We start from the raw sequence: 22434 nt of genomic DNA, 5'->3' as shown, positions 1-22434 counted from the left end.
TGTCGGCCCCGGGGCGCAGCGGGGTGCTAGTCCTCCAGGGTCATCTGGAAGTCCGCGTCGTCGTCCTGGCGTTCCTCCTCGGACGCGTCGCGCTCGTCCTGGTACGCCCGGTCCGCGGCGGTGAGGGCGTGCTGCCTCGGGGCGAAGAACTCCTGCTGCGCCAGGTCGTCGCCGCCGCATGCCAGCCAGGCGGGCAGCAGGGTGGTGGGCACGCGCGTGACGTTGGCGTTCCCGAGGCCGGGGAGGATGGTCAGCTGGTACGCCTCGCTGGTCGTGCTGGGCGAACGGTAGGTGTAGGTGAAGTACTTGAGGTCCTCGGCCGCCACGTCGTTCTCGACCAGCCCGGAGTACGCCTGCACCAGGCCCGGGTTGGCGAAGTTGCAGAGGATGACGGTGGTGCCCTTGGCGGTCAGGGCCGCCGCGGCCTCCAGGATGTCCTGCTGGAGTCCGGCGCCGTCGTCCCCGACCCCGTAGGTGTGCGCGGCCTTCGCGCGGTAGGTCACCGGCGATTCGTGGCCGGGCGGCGGCACCAGGGTGGTGAACGCCGGGAACGGGCAGTCCATCACGACGACGTCGGTCGGCTCCGCCTCCGCGCAGGTCCGCCGGAAGTCCTGCCACTCGACCTCGAACTCCAGGAGCAGCAGCTGGGCGACCACCGCGGCGAGCCGGGCCCGCTCCCGCTCGCGCAGCTCGTCGAGCTGGTCCTCGGAGCGGTCGCGGGGGGTTCCGGCCAGGCCGCCGACGTCGGTGAGCTTGGTGCCGCGCACGCAGCGGTTGATCAGCCAGATGTACTTGAAGACGGTCTTCAGCACATGCGCCGGGTCCGCCTCGGGATCGCGGAGCGTCACCAGGCCGTCGTCGAGGTCGCTGATCAGCTGAGGGTAGATCACCTTCTGGTCGTTGCCGTGGTCCCAGATCGCCGCCTGCTTCACGTAGCGGGTGACGAAGGACTGGCCGTACTGCTGCATCAGGCGGTACGCGGCGACCACGTAGTGGTTCAGGTCGCCCGCCAGGACGGACCGGAACAGCGGGATGCCGTCGTTGATCGCCGGGCCCCAGCAGGAGGAGTTGAGGAAGATCTGCCCGGACCCGACGAACGGCTCGATCAGCCGGGGCAGCCGGCCCTTGTTGTCGGCGAACTTGGCGCGGGCGACGTGCGCGATCACCAACTGCGTGAAGTGCGAGCGGTTGTGCTTGTTGCCCGTGTACGGCGACAGCCAGCCGAACTGGTTCGCCTGCGGCACCAGGAGGTTGGTGAACCGGCCGACGTAGCAGGTGTGCCGGCGGACGAACTGGAGGAAGGACCCGCCCGCGACGCCGGAGAAGTAGTTGAAGGTGCCCGGCGTGTCCATCTGCCCGGTGAGGACCGGCTGGTAGGCCGGGACGGGCAGGTTGTACGGCTCGGCGTGGAAGGTGTCCGTCAGGAGGTAGCCGTGGTCCGGGTGCCCCCGGTGCAGGTGACCGGAGCCGCAGGCACGGCACAGCTGGCCGTCCTGGTCCTGGGCGCCGGTGTGGCGGTGGATGTACCCGCAGCGGTCGCAGTGGTAGTACAAGGTTGTCCCCTCAGGTCGAGCTGCCGGGCGCGAGCGTGGCGGACCGCACTACACAGTCGATAAATGGGGACCTCGGCGCAGCGGCTCCGCGGTGCGGACGCTCGCCGTTCCTCCGAGCACGACGGAGCCCGGCCGGAGGGCGGGCCGCGACCGCGCACCGTTTTTGGCGGACGGGCCGCGGCCGCAATGCCGGGGGTCAGCTGTCCCGGAACCTCGCCCAGGGGTCGGGGAGCGGTGCGTCCGGGTCCTCGCCCTCGGTGGGCAGGCCGGCGTAGGCGCGCAGGGCGGCGCGGGTGCCCGGGAGGCCGTGCGAGGTGAACGACTGGTGGAGGTCCGAGCCGAACGGGAACTCCTGGAAGTCCTCGGCGGTCAGCAACTCGGCGAGGGTGCGCAGGAGTTCCTGCCGGGCCGGGGTGTGGTCGGTGAACGGCACGATGGCGTCGGCGGGTTCGAACGCGGCGGCCAGGATCTTCGCAGCGGCGGACGGGAGCGGGCGGGGCACGATGTCGCTGTCCCGGAGGTGGGGCAGGGCGCGGGTGATCCCGCCGAGGACGCGGTCCGGGTCGTCGGCGCTCTCCAGGAGGCCGAGCAGGGTGCGGAGGGCGTAGCTGTGGAGGTCGCCGTTGTTGTGCTCGGTGCTCGGCTCGGGTGCGGGACGGGCGCCGAACGCGGCGAGTTCGGCGACGACGCGTTCGGTGGGCGGCAGGTCTGGCGCGTCGCCCCGGCGCAGGATCAGCAGGCGGCCGAGGGCGGTGGCGGCGGCCCAGCGGAGGAGCGGGTGGTCGGCGGCGAGGTGGCGGCGCAGCCGGTCGGCCGGGTCGTGGTCGGCGAGCAGCCCGATCGCGACGAGGAGGGTGGTGGCGGTGACGGGATCCGCTTCGGCGTCGAGGCACGCCAGGAGCGGGGGCAGGAGGACGTCTGCCTCCTCGGGGAACCATCCGAACAGGTAGGCGGTGCGGGTGCGGATCGCCGGATCCCGGTCTCCGAACAGTTTTATCAGGGAGGAGAGTTGGGAGCTGACGGCGTCGTAGGAGCGCAGTGCGCCTTCGCGGCGGTCGATCGGGTGTCCGGCCGCGCAGTGCTCCCGTCCGAGGTGCAGGTGCCGCAGTCGGCCTTCGTCGGTCTCGGCGGCGATGGCTTCGTCGAACGACCGCAGGGTCTCCTCATGGCTGGGGGCCGCGGCACGCCAGGCGACGGTGTCGATGCCGAGCGGGAGCCGGTACTCGTCGTGCCAGTCCACCGCCAGGCGGGTCAGCAGCCACAGCGCGTCGATCCGGGCGTCGGGCGGGCCGGCGACCGCGATCCGCACGAGGAAGGGGACGGCGAACGGGGAGGCCGAGTAGCGGGTGCCCTGGTGGAAGATGTTGCCGAACAGCCTGCGGAAGGCACTGTCCCGGGCCTTCTCGTCCGCCCCGCAGGCGGCGCGCAGCAGGGCGGGCACGTCCTCCGCGCTTCCGTAGGCGTGGCCGAGGGCCGCCCAGTCGATGTCGTCCAGCCCGGCCAGCAGGTTGTCGTCGCTCGCGTTCATGATCCACACGCTTGCACGGCCCGCTGACAGCGTGAGATCGGTTGATGGGCCCCCGACCTGCTCGGCTTCCCCGACCGAGACGGTGTTCGGACGCTGCGGGTCGGCAGCCGTGCAAGCTGGCCGGGAATGGACTTATGCCCCCTGGGCGAAGCCCCCGAGGATGGCCGGAAGGCTTCGAGCGGGGGAACTGATGAGGCGTCCGACAACTGCTGTGGCCGCGGCCGGTCTGTTGCTGGCCCTGGCGGCCTGCCAGTCGGGGGCGGCGTCCGGCAAGGTCCGGGGCACCGACGCCGAGTTGGCCTGCGCGGCCGTGAGCCGACTGCCGGAACGGATGCCGGCCATCGACGCCGGGCAGGACTTCGACATCGCGCTGGCGCGCCTCGCCGGCGCCGGGGAACTGGCCCGGGCGGCTGCCCTGGCGGACGGCAAGTTCCAGCCGCTCGCCGACGCGCTGAAGGAGGCGCAGCAGCTGTTCAGCGTGACCTCCGACCCCGAGCAGGCCGATCCCGCGATCAAGAAGGCCCGGACGTACTGCTGAGTGCCTGCTCCTCCTCGGACTCCTGGCACCTGCCGGGTCGAGAGCCGGCGTGCTGTGGACGTCCTAGCCTGGGGCGATGATGACAACCTCGTCGATCCTCGGGCAGTTCGATCTCTGTGCAGAGACCGGAACGTTCCCCGATCAGGACAATGGCTACTACTACCCGGTCGATGTGCGGATGCACCTGTTCGGCGACGCGACGCGGTGGGCGCTGGTCGCCGAACTGCTGGGCTACAGCCCGCGCGGCGGCAATCTCATCGACGTCCTGCACTGCTTCGGCAACTGCCTCACGCGTGGTGAGCCCGGACTCGGCGACTTCCTGTCGCGGGTGGACAACATGGACGAGATCGACCTCGACGGTGCGGAGGTCTGGACGGGCGGAGTCCCGGTCGTCGTCCGCGGTACCGCGCTTGCGGTCGACGCCCGCGAAGGCACCCCACTGCAGGACGTGTTCCGTCTGCTGGCGCCGACGAACAGGGAGCTCCTGCTGGCCGACGAGACGGAGCTGCGGTCCTGCGTTCCCGCCGATCTGCCGGAGCTGTTGCGGCTCGACGAGTGGAACCAGCCGGACGACCTCGGGGAGGTCCTGCCCAGCGCGCACGAGACCTTCCGGATGCTCGCCGACGTGCTGGATTCCGGAGACCCGACCCGGTACCGGCCGACGCTTCCCGCGAACACCCACTGGTCGCACTGGCCCGACGCCGGCACTCTGTAGCGCCCGCCAGCCGACCCGGTTCCGCAGCCCCGGATCGGGCCTGATGTCGTCGCAGCCAGGGGAGTTGACGCAGGCGAAGTACCTGGCCGACCGGGCAGGCAGCGCTCCGGTCGGCGCGGGGATCACCGCGAGACGAATGCGCCTTCGGCGGCAGCGGCGACAAAGGCGGTCAAGGCCTCGGGGGTGAAGCGGAGTTGGGGGCCGTTGGGGTTCTTGCTGTCGCGGACCGTGCCGTAGTTGGCCATGTCGAGTTCGACGCAGTCGCCGCCGTTGTCGCTGTGCGAGCTCTTCACCCAGCGCGGCTGGTTGGTGTCGGTCATCCCAGGTCTCCCGTTCGGAATGCGCCTTCGGCGGCGGCGGTGAGGAAGGCGGTCAAGGCCTCGGGGGAGAGGTGGAGTTGGGGGCCGTTGGGGTCTTTGCTGTCGCGGACCGTGCCGTAGTTGGCCATGTCGAGTTCGACGCACTCGCCGCCGTTGTTGCTGTGCGAGCTCTTCACCCAGCGAGGCTGGTTGGTGTCGGTCATCCCAGGTCTCCCGTTCGGAATGCGCCTTCGGCGGCTGCGGTGAGGAAGGCGGTCAATGCGGCGGGGGTGAAGTGGAGTTGGGGGCCGTCAGGGTTCTTGCTGTCGCGGACCGTGCCGTAGTTGGCCATGTCGAGTTCGACGCACTCGCCGCCGTCATCGCTGTACGAACTCTTCACCCAGCGAGGCAGGTTGGTGTCGGTCATCCCAAGTCTCCCGATTGGAAGGCACCTTCGGCGGCTGCGGTGATGAAAGCGGTCAACGCGGAGGGGGTGAAGTGGAGTTGGGGGCCGTGGGGATCCTTGCTGTCGCGGACCGCGCCAAAGTTCGCCATGTCGAGCTCGACGCAGTTTCCGCCGTTGTCGCTGTGCGAGCTCTTGACCCAGCGGGCCTGCCGGTTCAGGTCGTTGTCGGTCATTCGAGTTCCTCCCGAGTAGCCCGGATCATGGCCAGTGAAGCGGCTGAAGACAGGCACTCCACCTGAAGCAGATCGTAGCGTCTGGACCACCTTGCGACGACTGTCCGATCGCGTTCGACGTGCCCCCGAGCCTCGGACTCTGCATACCCGATGTTTGACCGGTCAGCGAGGGTCAGGAGGACAACTGGCATACGAAAAGGCACAGTCTCGGCAAGGTCGAACGGTGCGATCTGAAGGATGATGTTCGGGCGTTGCGCCAGTGCTTCCAGGTGCGCAAGTTGGGCGGCCATGACCGCCCGGCCGCCTACGGGCCGGCGAAGGCAGCCCTCGTCCATCACGGCGTGGATCTGCGGCGTGAAGTCTCTTTCGTGCAAGAGGTGTTGGCGGGCCATGAGGAAGGAAACTCGGGCGTCTGCCTGGTCTTGAGTGATGTCGCCGCGTCGGACCGCCGCTGTGGCCAACGCGGTCGCGTACTCAGGTGTCTGGATCTGACCTGGGACGATATCCAGATGGAAGATCCGGAGGGCTCGACATCGTGCCTCGGCCTCCGCGAACTCCGTGAAACCCTCCAGCAGGCTGGCGTTGTTGTACTGCCGCCACAGTTCCTGAAAGCGTGCCCCGGACTGGAAGGCGTTGTCGGCCTTGACGGCGAAGTTAAAGGTGATCGGTCGCTTCCCTCGTTCGACGTACGAGATCAGGCCGTTCGAGTACCCCATGCGGCGGGCCAGGTTGACCTGGGACCAGCCGCGGGCCTCGCGTGACCTGCTGAGTTCTCGGCCGAATCGGAGGGCGGGCGAGGCGACGGCGTTGACTTCTTCGTCGATCTCCACTGGTGGGCCACCTTTGATTCGCCGGGATGGTCAACGGTCAAGGGCTGGCGGGCCTATGCCGTTCTGTCGATCCTTGTCGTACGGACAGTGACCACATGGTGGCAGCAACTTACGCGCGAGGACTGCAATATGACTGAACTTCGACTCGAGGAAGAGGCATCGATGGCGACGGGAGCGGACACCGCCGCCCCGAAGGAGGCCGACCTCGCGGAGCGGGTGCGGGAGCGGAACCGCAACTCCCGGATCGGTGACGCCGGTCGGATGCCGTCGGAGCAGGAGATGCGCGACGGCTGGCTGCGGGCGTGCCGGATCGCCGCCGCGTTGGGGGAGTTGGGCGGGCGGCCGGCTGTCACGACGGAGTCGCGCAGTGGGGGGATCAGGGTGACGTTGCGGGTGAGGGACGCCGAGGGGGCGGCGGGGGAGCCGGAGGTGTTGCGGGTGCTGGGGTGGGGGGACCGCTTCGGGCACGTCAACTCGGGGCGGTGGGAGCGGGTTTGGGCCGAGGTCGACGAGCCGTTCCCGCAGGGGTGGCACGAGCATCTGCTGCCGGTCGAGTACTACCCGGAGGGCCGTCCGGGGCTGCCGTGGCACGCGGTCGGCGAGGATCCGGACGGGCTGCTGCTGGCGGAGACGGCGGACGGCGTGGCGTTGGCGCTGGCGACCGACCAGTCGCAGGTGCTGATGATCCCGCCGGACGAGTGGGCGGACCTGTGCGATGCGGCGAAGGCGGGGCGGTTCGACGAGCTGCTGGGCGGGCGGGCGCTGTGCGCCGACCCGCGCGGGTGAGGCGGAGGGGTGGGCGAAGGAGGGAGCCCCCGCCCACCCCGGGGCGTCAGGTGTTCGCGATCTCGTTCACGATCCAGGAGCCGAGTTCCTCGGTCACGGCGGTGTGCCCTTCGTTGCGGTCGGCGCAGTGGAAGGCGTCGAGCGCGCTGGCGTCCGAGGTGACCGGCCGGTAGAGGGCGGTCTGGTCGGCGAGGTCGCCCGCGGCGAGGGCGCTGATCGTCGGAACGAAGCAGGACGTGGTGGTGAGGTCCGGGTCCACGGTGTTGCCCAGCAGGGTCATCAGGAGGCCGGCCAGGCCGAAGCTGCCGATGTCGCTGTCGGAGTTCGGCATGACGAACAGGCCGCCGGGGGCGCCGTCGATGTCGGGGAGGCCGCTGGTGCGGACGGCCACCGGCTGGCCGCCGGTCTTCTGGAGGCGCGCGATCTCGTGCTCTCCCCGGGCCTGGGTCCTGAGCCAGGTGTCGGCCAGCGTGTCGCCGTTGCCCCTGACGGCGGTGGTGCCGGGCTTGGTGCCGTTGCCCGCGCCGGTGTTCTCGCCGTTGGCGACGCCGATCGTGCGGAGGTTGCGGGGCCAGCCGCCGAGCTCGTCGAGCGCCTTGAGGAAGGCCACCCGCTCGGGCGCCTGGCCGGGGGCGCCGTCGACCTTGTCGAGGTGCCAGCGCGACATCTGCTTCGCGGCCGGGCTGTTGAGCAGCTCGGACAGTTGGCGCAGCGCCGGGCCCACGACGGGCGCGTCCCCGAAGTTCTCGGTGGCGAAGTGCGTGAACGCCTGGACGGAGACGGGGAACCAGGCGCCCTGGTGCGGGGTGTCGTAGGAGAGGTGGAGGGCCGTCTCGTGGTCGGGGAGCGACGGGTCGTTCTCCATCTTGGCCAGCGCGTACCGGGTGATCAGCCCGCCCATGCTGAATCCGCCCACGACCAGCTTCGCCATTCCCACCCGCTCGCTGAGGGCCCGGCGGGCGCAGTTGATGGCGGTGTCGGCGTTGGCGGTGATCGACGCGGTGCGGTCGTCGTAGCCGAGGATGATCACGTCGCGGCCGATCGCGTGGAGCTCGGAGATGAAGCGGAATTCGCCGTTCTCCTCCAGCCCGTTCCACAGCTGGTCGAGGTTGCTCGGCCCGCGCGAGAAGCCGTCGGAGAGGATGACGGGACGGACCAGCTGGCGGCGGTTCAGCGGGCTGTGGAAGACCCAGGCCTTTCCGCCGTCGAGGGCCCATTCTTCGTGCGGCTCCGGCGCGAAGGGAAGAGTCGTGCGGGCTGCGGGGGAGATCGAGCCGAAAGTGTCAACGACGGTTGCAGGCATGGGTAGTTGGCTCCAGCACATGGTCAAGGTGGGTGTGGGCCGGTCGAGTGGCCGACCCGTTCGGCACCTTATGGAGCGGAGCCGCGCCAACAGGCGTTGCGGGCACGCACGTTCACACGAAGGTGGCCGCCTGCGCACCGGGAGGCGTGGGCACCCGCGCGCCTGGGCAGACTGTACGACTTCATGATCGGCCGTCGTCGCCGGCGAGGGGGCCGGTGAAGACGATGCGGTTGCCGTCCGGGTCGGTGATGGGCACGATCCGGAGGGTCGTGGCGTCCCGGACGCCGTCGTGGGCGATGCCCGCGCGGGTGAGCCGGGCGGCGCGGGCGTCGAGGTCGGTCTCGGCGAGGACGACGGTGGAGTGTCCGGCGCGGGCGGGCTCGGCCCAGACCTGGAGGCCGTAGCTGTCGGAGAGGTGCCACTCGAACAGGCCGGGCATCGGGCGGGTGTCGGGTGCCCGGTCGAGCAGGGCGGTGTACCAGGCGGTGGCGGCGGCCGGGTCGCGGACGGTGAGTTGGGCGAGCAGTCGGTGGATGGCCATGTCCCGTCCTTCCGGGTCAGCGGTCGGGGAGGAAGGCGCCCAGCGCGTCGAGCCAGGCGCCGGTGCCCTGTTCGCGCCAGGCGGGCTGCTCCTCGCCGTCGAGGTAGGCGCCCTGCTCGGTGAGGACCAGGCGGGTGCCGGTGTCGTCGGGGTGGAACTCCACGGTGGTGAGCGAGACCGTCGCCAGGCGGTCGCCGGCGTGCAGGGTGGAGGTGTAGACGAGCCGCCGGCCCGGGACGATGTCGCGGTACCAGGATTCGAAGACCAGCTCCGGGCCGTCCGCGCGGCGGGCCCGGTTGAGCTCCCGGCCGCCGACGCGGAAGTCGAGCTCGTGGGTGGCGTCGGGGTCGGAGAACCAGCCGGCCTTGGCCGTCGGGTCGGCCCAGGCGGCGAACACCCGGGCGGGCGGGGCCGGGTAGCGGCGTTCGAGGGTGAAGGTGGCGTGGGCGGCGGACTGGCGGTCAGTCACGGGTGGCTCCCTCGTCCGTGGTCGGGGCGGCGGCCAGGTGGTCGCCGAGTCGGTCCAAGTGCCGTTCCCAGGAAGTGCGTTGGGCGGCGAGCCAGCTCTCGGCCGCGCGCAGCGCGTTCGGCTCGATCCGGCAGGTGCGGACCCGGCCGACCTTCTCCGAGCGGACGAGTCCGCACTCCTCCAGCACCTGGAGGTGCTGCATCACGGCGGGCAGCGACATGGCGTAGGGCCGGGCCAGGTCGCTGACGGACGCCGGAGACCCGACCAGCCGGTGGATCATGTCCCGGCGGGTCGGGTCTGCCAGCGCCTGGAAGACCCGGTCGAGGTCCACCTCTTGGTTAGGCATGTACTTAACTATGGCGCGATTCGGCGGACAGTCAAGTGGTTGCTTGAGTATGTGTGAAGCCGGGGCGGCCGGCTCAGCCGCGCCGGATGCCGTCGATGATGCGGGTCCAGTTGTCACCGCCGTGGCCGTTGTCGATGGCGTGCCGGTAGTGGGCCTGGACGGCGAGCGGGAAGGCCAGGTCGAGGCCGAGGGCGGTGGAGGTCTCGACGATGTGGTCGGCCGTCGCGCCCATCATGGTGACGGTGCTGAGGTCGCCGGGGTGCTCGCCCGCGTCGAGGGCGGCGCCGGGGTGGCCCTCGGCCGCGCGCAGGATCGCGCCGATGCCGTCGGCGGCGGCGAGCAGCTCGGGCATCGCCTCGGCGGCCTTCACCCCGGCCGTGCCGAGCATCGCGGTGGCCTGCATCAGGGCGGACAACGTGCCGAGGAACACGGCGAGTTGGGCCTGATACATGAGCTGCGCGAGGCCGGTGTCCGCCCCGAGGTACTTCGGCGTGCCGAGCAGCGCCAGCACGGCGGTGTGCCGCTCCATCAGGCGCGGGTCGCCGCTGAAGTAGACGTACGAGGCGGGCGTGCCGACCATCGGGGCGGGCACCATGACGCCGCCGGTGAGGAACTCCGCGCCGTGGCCGGCCGCCCAGGCCGCGGCCGTGCGGGAGCGGTCCGGGGTGTCGGAGGAGAGGTTGACCAGGGTCCGGCCGGCCAGCGCGGCGGTGGCCGGGTCGAGGATGTCGTGCATCGCCCGGTAGTCGGTCAGGCTGAGCAGGACGAGTCCGCTCGCCCGCACCGCCTCGGCGGGCGTCGCGGCGAGCGTCGCCCCGGCGGCGACGAGGTCGGCCGCGCGGGACGGCGTGCGGTTCCAGACGGTGACGGGGTGGCCGGCGGCGAGCAGGACGCGGGTCATGGCCTGACCCATCGGGCCGAGGCCGATCACGGTGACGGGGTTGAGCTTCTGCTGTTCGTTCACCCCTCCATCCTCGGAGGGCATCAGTAGTCTCGGAAGTACCCACTATTTTCTGCGGTACTTACCTTTTGGTTAGGGGAATCGGCAATGGCCAAGGCACCACGACAGGGGCCGTACATCTGCGGCCTCGACGCCGCGCTCGACGTGGTGAGCGGCAAGTGGAAGGGCCTGATCCTCTGGGAGCTCGCCACCCACGGCGTGCGCCGCTTCGCCGAACTCCGGCGCGCCCTGCCGGGAGTGAGCGAGAAGATGCTGACGCAGCACCTGCGCGAGCTGGAACAGGACGGACTCCTCCACCGCGAGGTCTACGCCGAGGTGCCGCCCCGCGTCGAGTACTCGCTGACCGAACCCGGGCGCACGCTCAACGAGGCGCTGCGCCCGCTCGGCGCGTGGGGGACGCAGCGGGTGCTGCGCGAGGGGATCGCGACGGTGCCGGTCGGTCAGTAGCGCCGGTCGGGGGCCGCCAGGTGGTCGAGGGCCTCGCGGAAGTCGTCGAGGGCGGCGGGGCGTTCGCGGGTGAAGGCGCGGAAGGTCGACCGGTCGACCAGGGCCGCGGCGAGTGCCCGGCGTCCCGCGGTGGGGTCGTGCCGCAGCAGTCGGCGGGCCAGCTCCACGCCCTCGTCGAGCAGGGGGCGTACGGACGCCGGGACGGGGTCGCTGCTGCGTGCGTCGCGCACGGCGGAGCGGGCGGTGAGGGTGCGGTGCAGCCGGACCAGCTCGGGCAGGTGGCGGCCCGGGTCCTCGGCCGCCCGTTCGGCGAGGGCGTCGGCCTGCTGTCGCAGGGTGGCGACGCCGTCGAAGCAGCGCTGCCGGACGGCGGGGGACCAGTGCCGGGAGTGCGCCCCCGGCGGCGGGTGCGGGAGGTCGGCGGCCGGCCGTTCGCGGTCGGCGGAGCAGGAGAGCAGCACCGGCCAGAGGGGTGTCCGACTGCTCCTCGGGGGCTCCCACTCCGGGCTCGCCCCCGCCAGTACGGCCAGCGCCGACTGGCGTTCCGCAGCGGCCCGTTCGCGGTGGCCGTGGCGGTCGAGCAGTTCGGCGTGCAGGGCCAGCGCCTGGAAGTGGGAGGGCATCGCGCCCCGGTCGTCGGCGGCCTGCTCCGCTTCGAGGCCGACGAAGGTCCCGAAGACGGCGAGCGCCTCGTCGGAGCGTCCGGCGGCGGCGAGGGTGGCGGCCCGCTGGACGAGCGAGGTGGCGACACCCTCCGTGTAGGGGTGGTCGGCCGGGAACCCGGCCGCCCACTCGCCCAGCGCGTCGGCGGCCTCGGTGTGGCGGCCGTCCTCGGCGAGGCCGCAGGCCCACAGGTGCAGGCCGTTGGCGATCCCGTCAGGGGAGCAGGTCGTCCGGGCGCGTTCGATGTCGGCCAGCTCGGCGCGGATGGCGAGCGCCTCGGTGCGGCGGTCGAGTTCGTACAGGTGGCGCTGGCAGGAGTGGAGCGCCCAGAACAGCAGCCGCGTACGGGCGGGGTCGGCCGGATCGACGGCCCGCGCGGCGGTGACCGCCTCCTCGCACAGCGCGAGGCCGGCGGCCGAGCTCTGCGGCGGGTAGGAATTGCCGGCCAGCAGCATCAGGGCGTTGACCAGGCGGGGCAGGTGGGCGGCCGGGCTGACCCGTGCGAGCACCCGGTGGGCGTCGACCTGGTCGCGGTAGGAGAGGCGTCCGCTGGCGAGCAGCTTGGTGCGGGCCCGCAGGACGTCGTCGGGGTCGACCGGTGATGAGGAAGGCATAGCGGGGATTCTGGGCGTGCCGGCGAGGCCCGAACAAGGCCTGCGGAGTGTGCGATCGGCCCTACGAAAATGCCTGCTGACCTGTCATGATGGGTGTGTCATCGGCTCGTGGGACCCCGGGTGTGCCGCCCGGCGAGGTCGCCGGCTCGGAGCCGGACGAGGCCGCAGCCCCCCACCGTCCCGTACAGGCCACGAGCGCAGTCGCGCGGCGGTCAGCGTTCGTCCGGCGGCAGCAGCAGGACGGCGAGGGCGTGGGCGCAGGTACGGGCCTGGGCGAGGGTGTGGGGGAGGGTGTCGGGGGTGAGGTGCGCGGGGGTGGAGCGCAGCGCGAGGGCGAAGCGGGCGGTGGGGGTGGCGTCGAGGACGGGGACGGCGAGGGTGCGGACGCCGGGGGCGGACTCGCCGTCGTTGAGCGCGTAGCCGCGCTCGCGGGTGAGGGCGAGTTCGGCGTCGAGCGCGGCGGGGTCGGTGAGGGTGCGGTCGGTGTAGGCGGGCAGCGGGCCGGGCAGCGGCGGCTCGCTGGGGGAGGGCCAGGCGAGCAGGACCTTGCCGAGGGCGGTGGAGTGCAGGGGGCGGCGCAGGCCGAGGCCGGTGGAGGGCAGGACGGAGCCGCCGACCAGGATGACGGCGTGCGGGCCGGAGCGGATGGCGAGGTCGGCGGTGGTGCCGGTGCGGCGGGCGAGCTGGTCGAGTTCGGGGCCGGCGAGGTGCAACCCGCGCTGGTGGAAGGTGAGTTGGCCGAGTTCGGCGACGGCGGGGCCGAGCCGGTAGCGGGCGGTGCGGTCGTCCTGGTCGAGGAAGCCGGTGGCGACCAGGGTACGGGCCAGGCGGTGCGCGGTGGAGACGGACAGGCCCATGCGGCGGGCGAGTTCGGAGGCGCTGAGGTCGGGGCCGTTGTCGTGGAAGCAGTGCAGCAGGCCGAGCGCGCGGTGCACTGCCTGGGCGCCGGCCGGCGGTGACTGCAGGGTTCCGGGGCTGGCGGGCATCGCACCTCTTCGGGAGTGGCTCATATGGGGTCAACTGCGTTGGGATTTCCAGGATATGGGTCTGATCACCAACGGAGCATGTCGGCGGTGTTGCAGCAACGCGCCGCTGTGTGAACGGAAGATCCCATCATCTGGCAACGCTTGATCCGGGCCCCGGTCTCGTGGAACGCTCGGTCCATCGGCAGACATCAGCAGCCATCGGCCAACTCGGCCGGTCCGACAGGAGGGAGCGCGCCGTGACGACCTACCGGCTCCGCCCCTGCTGTTGTCGTTGAGCGCCCTCCCGAACTTCCCTTCCTCGTCGCATATTTCCCACTGAGTGGGACACCTGTGCGCTTTCCCAGATTTCCGGAGCCCCCACCATGAGCCCCGTCCGTCCCGTGCCCGGCACGTCCCCGTCCCCCGACACCCTGTGGTTCACCCGCTGCCCGGTGCCCACCGCCACCGGTATCGCCGCCGACCGGGGCTGGCTGGCCGAGGAGTTCGCGGCCGACGGCATCACGGTGCGCTCCCTGCAGGACGCGCCGCCGGAGGTCGCGGCCGACCACCACTTCACGCACGCGCTGACCGCGCTGTTCCGCGAGGGCGGCAACGTGCCCGCGCTGTGGGCGCGTTCGCGTGGTGAGCGGACCCGGCTGATCGGCCTGACCTGGATCGAGGAGCGGCAGACCATCCTGGTCCGGGAGGGCAGCGGCATCCGCTCCGCCGAGCAGCTGCGCGGCGCCAGGCTCGCGGTGCCCCGGCACCCGATCGGCATCGACTTCTGGCGGGCGATGGCCCTGTCCGGCCACCACGGCGCCCTCGCCTCGGCCCAACTGGGCTTCGGTGACGTCGAGTTGACCGAGGTGGCGGCCGAGCCGGACGGCCCGCAGTGGGAGGCCGAACTGGCGGCGCTGCGGGACGGCCGGGTGGACGCGGTGTACGTGAAGGGCGCGCTGGCGGTGGAGGCCGCCCGCAGGTACGGCGCGGTGCCCGCCGTGGAGCTGGACGCGCTCGCCGACCGCCGCCACCGGGTCAACAACGGCACCCCGCGACCGATCACCGTCCACCAGCAACTGCTCGACGAGCGGCCCGAGTTGGTGGCCCGGTTCGTCGCCGTGCTGCTGCGCGCCGCCGACTGGGCGGCCGAGCAGCCGCAGGAGGTGGCGCGGATCCTCGGCGCGGAGACCGGCGCCGGGCCGGAGGGCGTCGCCGGGGCGTACGCCGCGGGCGGCCACCGGACCCTGCACCCGGACCTGTCCGCCGACCGCCTCGACCTGCTCGCCCAGCAGGAGCGCTTCCTGCACGCCCACGGCTTCCTCGCCGACCGGGTGGACGTGCACGCCTGGGCCGACCCCGCCCCGCTGGCCGCCGCCCGCGCCCTGCTCGCCGCCCGCCCCTGAACTCCCCCCGCTCGTCCCTGAGGAGAAGACCCATGCGCAGCACCGTGAAGCGCACCGCCACGACCTTTCTCGCCGCAGCCGCCGCCCTGGCCCTGACCGCCTGCGGCTCGTCCGGGCCGGGCGCCGTCGGCGCCGACGGGGCGGGCGGCAAGGGCGGCGAGGTGGTGCTCCGGGTGCCCGACCCCGGGAACTCCGGATTCCTGGCCAAGGGCAAGAAGGACGGCTCGCTGGACCGCGCGCTGGCGGCCGTGCACGCCAAGGTGGTGTGGACGGGCAGCGCCGGCCCGTTCGCCCCGGCCGCGCAGGCCCTGAACGCCGACCAGCTCGACGTCGCCCAGGGCTCGATCACCTCCGCCACCACCGCGCTCGCCCAGAAGCCCGGCTTCAAGCTGTTCGCGCAGATCGCGCCCGACCAGGCCGGCGAAGGCATCCTGGTGAAGAACGGCTCGCCGATCAAGGAGGTCAAGGACCTGGTCGGCAAGAAGGTCGCGGTCGCCCAGGGCGGCACCGCCGAATACCTGCTGCTGAAGGCGCTGGAGAAGAACAGCATCCCCGCCGACCAGGTCCAGCGGGTCTACCTGCGGGCCGACCAGACCTCCGGGGTGTTCAACTCCGGCCAGGTGGACGCCTGGGCGACCTGGTCGGTGTACGCCATTCCCGCGATCGCCAACACCGGCGCGCACTTCCTGGTCGACGGAAAGGCCGTCGGCAGCGACAACTACGCGGTGTGGGCGGTGCGTTCGGCCTTTGCCGAGCAGCACCCCGAGGTGTTGAAGGCGTTCTACGGCTACCTGCACGAGAACGGCGCCAAGGAGAAGGCCGACCCCGCCGCCTACCTCAACGTCTTCACCGACGCCGGCCCGACCGCCGTCAGCCCCGCCGAACAGCAGGTCGCCGTCGAGTTCGGCAAGCAGCGCGCCGTCGACTCGCCGATCACCGACGCCGACCTGGCCCGGTTCGCCGTGGTCGCCGCGTTCTATGCCGACCAGGGCGTCACCAAGACGAAGATCGACGTCAAGCCGTACGTCATCTCCCTCGGGGGAGAAGCACAGTGACCGTCACCACCGAACAGGCCAGGGCCGCCGGGCTGGTCGCCCCGCGCGCCCGGACCGCCGCCGCCCGCCCGCGCGGCCTCTCGCCCGCCCTGCGCACGCTGGGCCCGCTCGCCCTGCTGGCCGGCTGGCAACTGTCCTCCGCCACCGGGCTGTTGACCCCCGACGTGCTCGCCTCGCCCGGCCAGGTCGTGCAGGCGATCGGCGAGCTGTGGGGCAACGGACAGCTGACCGCCGCCCTGTCCACCTCGCTGACCCGGGCCGCGCTCGGCCTGCTGTTCGGCGCCGGCACCGGACTGGTGCTCGGCGTGGTCACCGGATTCTTCCGGCTCGGCGAGGAACTGCTCGACTCCGCCGTCCAAGTGCTGCGCACCGTCCCGTTCCTGGCGCTGGTGCCGCTGTTCATGGTGTGGTTCGGCATCACCGAGACCGCGAAGATCGCCCTGATCGGCGTCGCCACCTCCTTCCCGATGTACGTCTCCACCTCCGGCGGCGTGCGCAACACCGACCGCAAACTCGTCGAGGCGATGCGCAGCTTCGGCCTGTCCCGCTGGGCGGTGGTCCGCGAGGTCGTGCTGCCCGGGGCGCTGCCCGCGCTGCTGTCCGGGCTGCGCCTGTCGATGACGCTCAGCGTGATCGCGCTGATCGCCGCCGAAGAGATCAACTCCACCGAGGGGATCGGCTACTTGATGGCCCAGGCGCAGAACTTCTCGCGCACCGACGTGCTCGCCGTGTGCATCCTGATCTACGGCCTGCTGGGCCTGGCCGCCGACGGCGCGGTACGCGTGCTGGAGCGGCTGCTGATGCCCTGGCGCCCGCTCAACGGCCGGGCGGTGGTGGGACGATGAGCACCCCCGCCGTCCATGTCCGGGGCCTGCGACGGGTGTTCGGGACGCGGGCCGTCCTGGACGGCATCGACCTCGACATCGCCCGGGGCGAATTCCTCGCCCTGCTCGGCGCGTCCGGCACCGGCAAGACCACCCTGCTGCGGATCCTCGGCGCCCTCGACCGCGCCGACGCCGGCACCGTGCTGGTGCCCCCCGCCCGGACGGTGGTCTTCCAGGAGCCCCGGCTGATCCCGTCCAAGCGCGTCCTCGCCAACGTCACCATCGGCCTGCCGCGCGGCGCCGCCACCCGGGAGACCGGCCGGCGGGCCCTCGCCGAGGTCGGCCTCGCCGAGCACGCCGACGCCTGGCCCAGCACCCTCTCCGGCGGCGAGGCCCAGCGCGCCGCCCTCGCCCGCGCCCTGGTCCGCGAACCCCAACTCCTCCTGCTGGACGAGCCGTTCGCCGCGCTCGACGCCCTCACCCGGCTGCGCATGCAGGACTTGGTCGGCGACCTGTGCCGCCGCCACCGCCCCGCCGTGCTGCTGGTCACCCACGACGTGGACGAGGCCATCCGCCTCGCCGACCGGGTCGCCGTGCTGCGCGACGGCGCACTCGTCCGGGACCAGACCGTCACCGTCGACCACCCCCGCGACCCCGCCGACCCCGCCTTCGCGGCGCTGCGCCGCGACCTGCTCGCCGACCTCGGCGTGCACCAGGACGCCAAGACCCACGCCAACTGACCTCCCTGACCTCCCCCGACCTCTCCCGAACGAAAGAGACCGCCATGACCGTCACCGTCGGTGTGCACCGCTCCAACCCGTCCCTCTACCACCTGGCCCGACTCGACTACCTCCAGCAGGAGTTGGCCCCGCTCGGCGAGACCGTCGAGTTCCACCACTACGCCGACGGCACCAGGACCGGCGAGCTGCTGGCCGCCGGCACCATCGACTTCGGCGGGACGGGCTCCACCCCGCCGATCACCGCGCAGGCCGCCGGGCACGACATCGTGTACACCGCCGTCTCCGCACCCCGGCCCGACCACGGCTCGCTGCTGGTCGCCGCCGACGGGCCGATCCGCTCGGTCGCCGACCTCAAGGGCACCACCGTGGTCCTCGCCGTCGGCTCCTGGCAGACCCACCTGCTCGCCAAGTCCCTGCACCAGCACGGACTTTCCTACCGCGACGACATCACCGCCGAACGCCCCGCCGGCGACGAGGCCGAGCGGCTGCGCAGCGGCGCCATCGCCGGCTGGATCACCCAGGGCGCGGAACTCGCCGCCGCCCGCCGCACCGGCGAGTTCCGCGAACCGCTGCGCACCACCGACGTCATCACCGACCGCTCGGTGTTCTTCGCCCGCCGCGAACTCGCCGAACAGCGGCCCGAGGTGGTCGCCGCGATCGTCACCGCCCTGCAGCGCGCCGACCACTGGGCCGCCGCCCACCCCGACGAGGCCGCCGCGCTCGCCGCCGCCGACCAGGGCGGCGAGGCCGCCGACTGGCACACCGCGCTGACCGCCCTGCCCTGGCAACTGGAGCCCGCCACCGCCGAGTTCGTCGCCGAACAGCAGGAAGCCGCCGACATCTTCCACCGCGTCGGCTTCATCGACCGGCCCGTCACCGTCGCCGACATCCACCTGCCGGCCCTGGAACAGCCGGTCGCCGACGCCATCTCCCGCGCCACGAAGGAAAACTGAGCACCATGGCCACCGAAGTCCTGTGGTACCTGATCCCCCGCGAGGGCCACTACCCGTGGGAGCCCGAAGGCCGCCGCCCCGTCGACCTCGGCTACCTCCAGCACCTCGCCGCCACCGTCGAACGCCTCGGCTACACCGGCGCGCTGCTCGCCACCGACCAGTACGACGTGTGGACGCTCGGCTCCGCGCTCGCCGCCGCCACCGGCCCCGGCTTCCAGCCGCTGCTCGCCGTCCACCCCGGGCTGATCTCGCCCACCCTGCTCGCCAAGATGGCGCTGTCCTTCGAGCACCTGCACGGCGCCGGCCGGCTCCGCTTCAACGTGGTCAACGGCTCCACCAACCAGCTGCGCGAGTACGGCCTGCACGTCGACCACGACGACCGCTACCGGCTGTCCGCCGAGTACTGGAGCCTGGTCAAGCGCCTCACCAGCGGCGAAGTCTTCGACCACGACGGCGAGTTCTACCAGCTGAAGAACGCCGGCGCCTCGCTGCGCGACCTGCCGCCGCTGCGCGAGGGACACATCCCGCTCTGGTTCGGCGGCTCCTCCCCGGCCGGCATCGAGGTCGCCGCCGAACACGTCGACGTGTACCTCACCTGGGGCGAACCGCCGCACCTGCTGCGGGAGAAGCTGGAGAAGGTCCGCGAACGCGCCGCCGCGCACGGCCGCACCCTGCGGCTCGGCCTGCGCCTGCACCTGATCGTCCGCGACACCGAGGAACAGGCCTGGGCCGCCGCCGACCGCCTGCTCGACGTCACCAGCCAGGCCACCTACACCCGCCAACTCGGCGGCCAGGCGGGCGAGGACGGCGTCGGCTGGCAGCGGCAGTTCCGCCAGCACGGCGGGCGGGTGCCCGCCCGCGCCCGCGAACTGGAGACCCACCCCAACCTGTGGCCCGGCATGAGCCTGTTCCGCCCCGGCCCCGGCACCGCCGTCGTCGGCTCCACCGAGCAGGTCGTCGAACGGCTCCGGGAATACCAGGAGTTGGGCGTGGACACCTTCATCCTGTCCGGCAACCCGCTGCTGGAGGAGGCCTACCGGGTCGCCGAGACGGTGCTCCCGCAGCTGGCCTGACGCGCACGGGCGGCCGAACTCTCCTCGGCCGCCCGCCCGTTGAGGGTCAAGCGCGGGCCGAACTCGCCCCGGCCGCCCGCCCGTCGGCGGTCAGGCGCTCGCGCGGTGGGAGGTCACGCGCTCAGCCGGTCGATCTCCGCCAGCTCCTGGGCGGTCAGCGGGCCGGCCGCCAGCGCGTCCAGGTTCTGGTCCAACTGCCGGACGCCGGACGCGCCGATGATCACCGACACCACCCGCTCGTCCCGCAGCACCCAGGACAGCGCCAGCTGCGCCAGGCTCTGCCCCCGGCCCTCCGCGAGCTTCGCCAGCGCCCGCAGCTGCGCCAGCTTCCCGCCCGTCAGCGCCTCCTCCTTCAGGAAGTGGCCCACCGACATCCGCGAACCCGCCGGGACCTCGCCGCTCAGGTAGCGGTCCGTCAACAGGCCCTGGGCGAGCGGCGAGTAGGCGATCAGCGAGGTCTGCGTCTCACCCACCGCGTCCAGCAGGCCCTGCTCCGGCTCCCGGTTCAGGATCGAGTAGCTCGCCTGGTTCAGCAGGCACGGCGTGCCCAGCTCCTTCAGGATCGCCACCGCCTGCCGGTGCTGCTCCGCCGGGTAGTTGGAGATCGCCGCGTACAGCGCCCGACCCGAACGCACCGCCGTGTCCAACGCCCCCATGGTCTCCTCCAGCGGGGTCGTCGGATCCCACCGGTGCGAGTAGAAGACGTCCACGTAGTCCAGGCCCATCCGGCCCAGCGACTGGTCCAGGCTCGCCAGCAGGTACTTCCGGCTGCCGCCGTCGCCGTACGGGCCCGGCCACATGTCCCAGCCCGCCTTCGACGCGATGAACAGCTCGTCCCGGTACGGGCGGAAGTCCTGCGCGAACAGGTAGCCGAAGTTGCGCTCCGCGCTGCCGTACGGCGGGCCGTAGTTGTTCGCCAGGTCGAAGTGCGTCACCCCCCGGTCGAACGCCCGGCGCAGCACCGCGCGCTGCACCTCCAACGGCTGGGAGTCACCGAAGTTGTGCCACAGCCCGAGCGAGACGGCGGGCAGCTGCACGCCGCTGCGCCCGGCGCGGCGGAAGGTCATCGAGGCGTAGCGGTCGTCCGCGGCGAGGTAGGTCATACCGGCATCCTGCCAGGTGAGCGCCGTGAAGGGGACCAACGGCCCTCCCCTCCGGGCCCCGGTGCGACATACCCTTGCCGGGCGCGACACAGCCCGGCCGAGCGCGCGACCCAGCGGCGACCGGGCGCGCGAGGCACCAGGAGGAGACCGTGGCACTGCCGGACATCACCAGTCGGGCCGACCTGGAGTCCGCCCTGCGCCGGTTCTACCGCGCCGCGTTCGCCGACCCGCTGATCGGCCCGGTCTTCACCGACATCGCCCGCCTCGACCTCGAAGCGCACCTGCCGCGGATCACCGACTTCTGGGAGAGCGCCCTGCTGCGCACCGCCTCCTACCGGGGCAACGCGCTCGCCCCGCACGCCGCGCTGCACGCGATCAGCCCGCTGGACGCCGAGCACTTCGGCCGCTGGGTCCAGCTCTGGCGTGCCACCCTCGACGGCCGCCACGCCGGCCCCGTCACCGAACGCGCCAAGGCCCAGGCCCAGCGCATCGCCGTCGCCATGCTCCGCCGCCTCGGCGAACCGGACACGGCCGGCACCGGCGGCGGCTTCGTCCCGCTGGCGGCGGTCCGGCTGGCCTCCGGCGGCTGACCGCACCCGGCCGAGGCTCTTCGAAACTTTCGGCGTCCCGCTGTGTCGACGCGCGCCCGCGAACCTTTCACAGCGGTGGAGGCAGCCCCCGTCGCGGCCGGCGGATCGGCCTTCTGGGCACTGGCCTGCGCTCTTCGCCGCGCCGACCGGCCTGCGCGATGCTCGAATGTGTCGGTGCTGCGAACGAAATCGTTGACGGGCCGTCGGGCCCGGCTCAACACTGTCGCCGTCGACACGTCCGACCGGCTCCGAGATCGCGCCCCCGCACGGGCAGCGGCGCCGGCGACGTCGACAGAACGTCGGTCACGTGCCGTGCTGCGCGACGCCCCCACCCCTTCGCGGCCCTCGGCGTCCGCAGCGCCGCACCCCACCCATCCGACCCATCGGCAGGACGGATCACCTCCGTGAACTTTCCCCACCCGAAGCACTGTTCGGTCGGCCGCCCGCGGCGGCTGCTCGGCAGGATGCGCGTGCTGGCTCTCGCCTTCGCCGCCGTCCTGCTGCTCCCGGGCACGGCCGACGCGGCGACCGTCACCACCAACCAGACCGGCAACGACGGCGGATACTTCTACTCGTTCTGGACCGAGGGCAGCGGCGCGGCCTCGATGTCCCTGAACGGCGGTGGCAACTACAGCACCTCGTGGACCAACGCCGGCAACTTCGTGGCCGGCAAGGGCTGGAGCACCGGCTCGCGCAACCCGGTGACCTACTCCGGCAGTTGGAGCACCAGCGGCAACGCGTACCTGGCGCTGTACGGCTGGAGCACCAACCCGCTGATCGAGTACTACATCGTCGAGAACTACGGCTCGTACAAGCCCACCGGCACCTACAAGGGCACCGTCACCAGCGACGGCGGCACCTACGACATCTACCAGACCACGCGCGTCAACGCTCCCTCCATCGAGGGCACCAAGACCTTCAACCAGTACTGGAGCGTCCGGCAGAGCAAGCGGACCGGCGGCACCATCACCGTCGCGAACCACTTCGACGCGTGGGCGAGCCACGGCATGAACCTCGGCACCATGAACTACGAGATCCTGGCCACCGAGGGCTACCAGAGCAGCGGCAGCTCCAACCTGACGATCGGCTCCTCCTCCGGCGGGGGTGGAGGCGGTGGCGGTGGCGGCTGCACGGCGACGCTCTCCGCGGGCAGTTCGTGGAGCGACCGCTACAACCTGAACGTCTCGGTCACCGGCTCGAACTCCTGGAAGGTGACCGTGAAGGTCCCCTCCCCGGAGAAGATCAGCTCGACCTGGAACATCAACGCCAGCTACCCCGACGCCCAGACCCTGGTCGCCACCCCCAACGGCGCGGGCAACAACTGGGGCATGACCGTCATGACCAACGGCAGCACCACCTGGCCGACAGTCTCCTGCGCGACGGGCTGACACCAGCCCGCCCAGCGCCGACGCCGGACCCTACGGCCGCGTCCGCGCGATGCTGGACGAGAACGGCAACAGCCTCGCCGAGGCCGGCCCGTCCCGTCCGGTGCTGCT

Annotated in this window: 27 protein-coding genes; 12 read left to right on the top strand and 15 right to left on the bottom strand. The window is 72.0% G+C overall.

The window, feature by feature from the left end; all coding sequences use genetic code 11:
• Positions 1–26: 26 nt before the first annotated feature.
• Positions 27–1553: a hypothetical protein gene (locus ACWEMJ_RS15155; protein WP_452137482.1), complete on the bottom strand. Its 1527-nt coding sequence runs from the start codon at positions 1551–1553 to the stop codon at positions 27–29.
• Between the two features lie 196 nt (positions 1554–1749).
• Positions 1750–3081, bottom strand: a complete 1332-nt coding sequence (locus ACWEMJ_RS15150) for a HEAT repeat domain-containing protein (protein WP_452137481.1) — start codon at positions 3079–3081, stop codon at positions 1750–1752.
• Positions 3082–3271: 190 nt separating this feature from the next.
• Between ACWEMJ_RS15150 and ACWEMJ_RS15145 the strand changes: the two genes are divergently transcribed.
• Together ACWEMJ_RS15145 and ACWEMJ_RS15140 are read left to right on the top strand one after the other, a co-directional pair.
• Positions 3272–3619, top strand: coding sequence for a hypothetical protein (locus ACWEMJ_RS15145; RefSeq protein ID WP_452137480.1), 348 nt, complete (start codon positions 3272–3274; stop codon positions 3617–3619).
• A 76-nt stretch (positions 3620–3695) separates the two neighbouring features.
• A complete protein-coding gene (locus ACWEMJ_RS15140; RefSeq protein WP_452137479.1) occupies positions 3696–4334 on the top strand; it encodes a DUF7003 family protein in 639 nt (212 codons plus the stop codon).
• A 122-nt stretch (positions 4335–4456) separates the two neighbouring features.
• Here the strand turns inward: ACWEMJ_RS15140 and ACWEMJ_RS15135 are convergent, their stop codons facing one another.
• From ACWEMJ_RS15135 to ACWEMJ_RS15115, 5 genes are read right to left on the bottom strand one after another with little or no spacing between them, the layout of a single operon-like run.
• The gene (locus tag ACWEMJ_RS15135) at positions 4457–4654 is read right to left on the bottom strand and encodes a DUF397 domain-containing protein (protein WP_452137478.1); all 198 of its coding nucleotides are present in this window, start codon (positions 4652–4654) and stop codon (positions 4457–4459) included.
• Positions 4651–4857, bottom strand: coding sequence for a DUF397 domain-containing protein (locus ACWEMJ_RS15130; protein ID WP_452137477.1), 207 nt, complete (start codon positions 4855–4857; stop codon positions 4651–4653). Before ACWEMJ_RS15130 ends, ACWEMJ_RS15135 begins: the two co-directional genes overlap by 4 nt.
• The gene (locus ACWEMJ_RS15125) at positions 4854–5060 is read right to left on the bottom strand and encodes a DUF397 domain-containing protein (RefSeq protein ID WP_452137476.1); all 207 of its coding nucleotides are present in this window, start codon (positions 5058–5060) and stop codon (positions 4854–4856) included. The genes ACWEMJ_RS15130 and ACWEMJ_RS15125 overlap by 4 nt, the downstream gene beginning before the upstream one ends.
• Positions 5057–5272, bottom strand: coding sequence for a DUF397 domain-containing protein (locus ACWEMJ_RS15120; RefSeq protein WP_452137475.1), 216 nt, complete (start codon positions 5270–5272; stop codon positions 5057–5059). The genes ACWEMJ_RS15125 and ACWEMJ_RS15120 overlap by 4 nt, the downstream gene beginning before the upstream one ends.
• On the bottom strand, positions 5269–6102 hold the full coding sequence (locus tag ACWEMJ_RS15115) for a helix-turn-helix domain-containing protein (protein ID WP_452137474.1): 834 nt from the start codon (positions 6100–6102) through the stop codon (positions 5269–5271). Before ACWEMJ_RS15115 ends, ACWEMJ_RS15120 begins: the two co-directional genes overlap by 4 nt.
• A gap of 162 nt (positions 6103–6264) precedes the next feature.
• Here ACWEMJ_RS15115 and ACWEMJ_RS15110 point away from each other — a divergent pair, with 162 nt between their 5' ends.
• Positions 6265–6888, top strand: a complete 624-nt coding sequence (locus tag ACWEMJ_RS15110; RefSeq protein ID WP_452137473.1) for a hypothetical protein — start codon at positions 6265–6267, stop codon at positions 6886–6888.
• Between the two features lie 46 nt (positions 6889–6934).
• Here ACWEMJ_RS15110 and ACWEMJ_RS15105 read toward each other — a convergent pair whose 3' ends face one another.
• From ACWEMJ_RS15105 to ACWEMJ_RS15085, 5 genes are all read right to left on the bottom strand, one after another.
• Positions 6935–8191 carry an esterase/lipase family protein gene (locus tag ACWEMJ_RS15105; RefSeq protein ID WP_452137472.1) on the bottom strand — a complete coding sequence of 419 codons (1257 nt, stop codon included), beginning with the start codon at positions 8189–8191 and terminating at the stop codon, positions 6935–6937.
• Positions 8192–8372: 181 nt separating this feature from the next.
• Positions 8373–8732: a VOC family protein gene (locus ACWEMJ_RS15100; protein WP_452137471.1), complete on the bottom strand. Its 360-nt coding sequence runs from the start codon at positions 8730–8732 to the stop codon at positions 8373–8375.
• A 16-nt stretch (positions 8733–8748) separates the two neighbouring features.
• Positions 8749–9201 carry an SRPBCC family protein gene (locus ACWEMJ_RS15095; RefSeq protein ID WP_452137470.1) on the bottom strand — a complete coding sequence of 151 codons (453 nt, stop codon included), beginning with the start codon at positions 9199–9201 and terminating at the stop codon, positions 8749–8751.
• Entirely contained in the window at positions 9194–9547 is a 354-nt protein-coding gene (locus ACWEMJ_RS15090; RefSeq protein WP_452137469.1) for an ArsR/SmtB family transcription factor, read from the bottom strand. The genes ACWEMJ_RS15095 and ACWEMJ_RS15090 overlap by 8 nt, the downstream gene beginning before the upstream one ends.
• A 73-nt stretch (positions 9548–9620) precedes the next feature.
• Entirely contained in the window at positions 9621–10511 is an 891-nt protein-coding gene (locus tag ACWEMJ_RS15085; protein ID WP_452137468.1) for an NAD(P)-dependent oxidoreductase, read from the bottom strand.
• Positions 10512–10595: 84 nt separating this feature from the next.
• Here ACWEMJ_RS15085 and ACWEMJ_RS15080 point away from each other — a divergent pair, with 84 nt between their 5' ends.
• Complete coding sequence (locus tag ACWEMJ_RS15080) at positions 10596–10955, top strand: winged helix-turn-helix transcriptional regulator (RefSeq protein ID WP_452137467.1); 360 nt, start codon at positions 10596–10598, stop codon at positions 10953–10955.
• Here the strand turns inward: ACWEMJ_RS15080 and ACWEMJ_RS15075 are convergent.
• Both ACWEMJ_RS15075 and ACWEMJ_RS15070 read right to left on the bottom strand, forming a co-directional pair.
• On the bottom strand, positions 10949–12232 hold the full coding sequence (locus ACWEMJ_RS15075) for a hypothetical protein (RefSeq protein WP_452137466.1): 1284 nt from the start codon (positions 12230–12232) through the stop codon (positions 10949–10951). The two genes, ACWEMJ_RS15080 and ACWEMJ_RS15075, sit on opposite strands and share 7 nt — an antisense overlap.
• A 212-nt stretch (positions 12233–12444) precedes the next feature.
• Positions 12445–13218, bottom strand: coding sequence for an IclR family transcriptional regulator (locus ACWEMJ_RS15070; protein ID WP_452137465.1), 774 nt, complete (start codon positions 13216–13218; stop codon positions 12445–12447).
• A 362-nt stretch (positions 13219–13580) separates the two neighbouring features.
• Between ACWEMJ_RS15070 and ACWEMJ_RS15065 the strand changes: the two genes are divergently transcribed.
• The 6 genes from ACWEMJ_RS15065 to ACWEMJ_RS15040 are packed head-to-tail and all read left to right on the top strand — an operon-like array spanning position 13581 to position 19245.
• Positions 13581–14600 (top strand): ABC transporter substrate-binding protein, encoded by a 1020-nt coding sequence (locus tag ACWEMJ_RS15065; protein ID WP_452137464.1) that lies wholly within the window; start codon positions 13581–13583, stop codon positions 14598–14600.
• A 32-nt stretch (positions 14601–14632) separates the two neighbouring features.
• Complete coding sequence (locus ACWEMJ_RS15060; protein ID WP_452137463.1) at positions 14633–15655, top strand: NrtA/SsuA/CpmA family ABC transporter substrate-binding protein; 1023 nt, start codon at positions 14633–14635, stop codon at positions 15653–15655.
• On the top strand, positions 15652–16500 hold the full coding sequence (locus tag ACWEMJ_RS15055; RefSeq protein ID WP_452137462.1) for an ABC transporter permease: 849 nt from the start codon (positions 15652–15654) through the stop codon (positions 16498–16500). The genes ACWEMJ_RS15060 and ACWEMJ_RS15055 overlap by 4 nt, the downstream gene beginning before the upstream one ends.
• Positions 16497–17219, top strand: a complete 723-nt coding sequence (locus ACWEMJ_RS15050) for an ABC transporter ATP-binding protein (RefSeq protein WP_452137461.1) — start codon at positions 16497–16499, stop codon at positions 17217–17219. Before ACWEMJ_RS15055 ends, ACWEMJ_RS15050 begins: the two co-directional genes overlap by 4 nt.
• A gap of 44 nt (positions 17220–17263) precedes the next feature.
• Positions 17264–18172 (top strand): ABC transporter substrate-binding protein, encoded by a 909-nt coding sequence (locus ACWEMJ_RS15045; RefSeq protein ID WP_452137460.1) that lies wholly within the window; start codon positions 17264–17266, stop codon positions 18170–18172.
• Positions 18173–18177: 5 nt separating this feature from the next.
• Positions 18178–19245: an LLM class flavin-dependent oxidoreductase gene (locus ACWEMJ_RS15040; RefSeq protein ID WP_452137459.1), complete on the top strand. Its 1068-nt coding sequence runs from the start codon at positions 18178–18180 to the stop codon at positions 19243–19245.
• 113 nt (positions 19246–19358) lie between these two features.
• On the opposite strand, the gene ACWEMJ_RS15035 is transcribed toward ACWEMJ_RS15040, so the two are convergent.
• Positions 19359–20348 (bottom strand): aldo/keto reductase, encoded by a 990-nt coding sequence (locus ACWEMJ_RS15035; RefSeq protein WP_452137458.1) that lies wholly within the window; start codon positions 20346–20348, stop codon positions 19359–19361.
• A 149-nt stretch (positions 20349–20497) separates the two neighbouring features.
• Between ACWEMJ_RS15035 and ACWEMJ_RS15030 the strand changes: the two genes are divergently transcribed.
• On the top strand, positions 20498–20938 hold the full coding sequence (locus ACWEMJ_RS15030; RefSeq protein WP_452137457.1) for a group III truncated hemoglobin: 441 nt from the start codon (positions 20498–20500) through the stop codon (positions 20936–20938).
• 464 nt (positions 20939–21402) lie between these two features.
• A complete protein-coding gene (locus tag ACWEMJ_RS15025) occupies positions 21403–22326 on the top strand; it encodes a glycoside hydrolase family 11 protein (protein WP_452137518.1) in 924 nt (307 codons plus the stop codon).
• Positions 22327–22434 lie beyond the last annotated feature (108 nt).

This window comes from Kitasatospora sp. NPDC004531 (assembly GCF_053602195.1).
Note: the sequence above shows the minus strand (reverse complement) of the source record. Positions and strands in the feature narration are given on the sequence as shown.

What these genes read in the sequence shown, in the direction of transcription:
- ACWEMJ_RS15150 (WP_452137481.1), bottom strand. Translation starts at nt 3,081, where the DNA reads ATGAACGCGAGCGACGACAACCTGCTGGCCGGGCTGGACGACATCGAC.
- ACWEMJ_RS15145 (WP_452137480.1), top strand. Translation starts at nt 3,272, where the DNA reads ATGAGGCGTCCGACAACTGCTGTGGCCGCGGCCGGTCTGTTGCTGGCC.
- ACWEMJ_RS15140 (WP_452137479.1), top strand. Translation starts at nt 3,696, where the DNA reads ATGATGACAACCTCGTCGATCCTCGGGCAGTTCGATCTCTGTGCAGAG.
- ACWEMJ_RS15135 (WP_452137478.1), bottom strand. Translation starts at nt 4,654, where the DNA reads ATGACCGACACCAACCAGCCGCGCTGGGTGAAGAGCTCGCACAGCGAC.
- ACWEMJ_RS15130 (WP_452137477.1), bottom strand. Translation starts at nt 4,857, where the DNA reads ATGACCGACACCAACCAGCCTCGCTGGGTGAAGAGCTCGCACAGCAAC.
- ACWEMJ_RS15125 (WP_452137476.1), bottom strand. Translation starts at nt 5,060, where the DNA reads ATGACCGACACCAACCTGCCTCGCTGGGTGAAGAGTTCGTACAGCGAT.
- ACWEMJ_RS15120 (WP_452137475.1), bottom strand. Translation starts at nt 5,272, where the DNA reads ATGACCGACAACGACCTGAACCGGCAGGCCCGCTGGGTCAAGAGCTCG.
- ACWEMJ_RS15110 (WP_452137473.1), top strand. Translation starts at nt 6,265, where the DNA reads ATGGCGACGGGAGCGGACACCGCCGCCCCGAAGGAGGCCGACCTCGCG.
- ACWEMJ_RS15105 (WP_452137472.1), bottom strand. Translation starts at nt 8,191, where the DNA reads ATGCCTGCAACCGTCGTTGACACTTTCGGCTCGATCTCCCCCGCAGCC.
- ACWEMJ_RS15100 (WP_452137471.1), bottom strand. Translation starts at nt 8,732, where the DNA reads ATGGCCATCCACCGACTGCTCGCCCAACTCACCGTCCGCGACCCGGCC.
- ACWEMJ_RS15090 (WP_452137469.1), bottom strand. Translation starts at nt 9,547, where the DNA reads ATGCCTAACCAAGAGGTGGACCTCGACCGGGTCTTCCAGGCGCTGGCA.
- ACWEMJ_RS15080 (WP_452137467.1), top strand. Translation starts at nt 10,596, where the DNA reads ATGGCCAAGGCACCACGACAGGGGCCGTACATCTGCGGCCTCGACGCC.
- ACWEMJ_RS15075 (WP_452137466.1), bottom strand. Translation starts at nt 12,232, where the DNA reads ATGCCTTCCTCATCACCGGTCGACCCCGACGACGTCCTGCGGGCCCGC.
- ACWEMJ_RS15070 (WP_452137465.1), bottom strand. Translation starts at nt 13,218, where the DNA reads ATGCCCGCCAGCCCCGGAACCCTGCAGTCACCGCCGGCCGGCGCCCAG.
- ACWEMJ_RS15065 (WP_452137464.1), top strand. Translation starts at nt 13,581, where the DNA reads ATGAGCCCCGTCCGTCCCGTGCCCGGCACGTCCCCGTCCCCCGACACC.
- ACWEMJ_RS15060 (WP_452137463.1), top strand. Translation starts at nt 14,633, where the DNA reads ATGCGCAGCACCGTGAAGCGCACCGCCACGACCTTTCTCGCCGCAGCC.
- ACWEMJ_RS15050 (WP_452137461.1), top strand. Translation starts at nt 16,497, where the DNA reads ATGAGCACCCCCGCCGTCCATGTCCGGGGCCTGCGACGGGTGTTCGGG.
- ACWEMJ_RS15045 (WP_452137460.1), top strand. Translation starts at nt 17,264, where the DNA reads ATGACCGTCACCGTCGGTGTGCACCGCTCCAACCCGTCCCTCTACCAC.
- ACWEMJ_RS15040 (WP_452137459.1), top strand. Translation starts at nt 18,178, where the DNA reads ATGGCCACCGAAGTCCTGTGGTACCTGATCCCCCGCGAGGGCCACTAC.
- ACWEMJ_RS15035 (WP_452137458.1), bottom strand. Translation starts at nt 20,348, where the DNA reads ATGACCTACCTCGCCGCGGACGACCGCTACGCCTCGATGACCTTCCGC.
- ACWEMJ_RS15025 (WP_452137518.1), top strand. Translation starts at nt 21,403, where the DNA reads ATGCGCGTGCTGGCTCTCGCCTTCGCCGCCGTCCTGCTGCTCCCGGGC.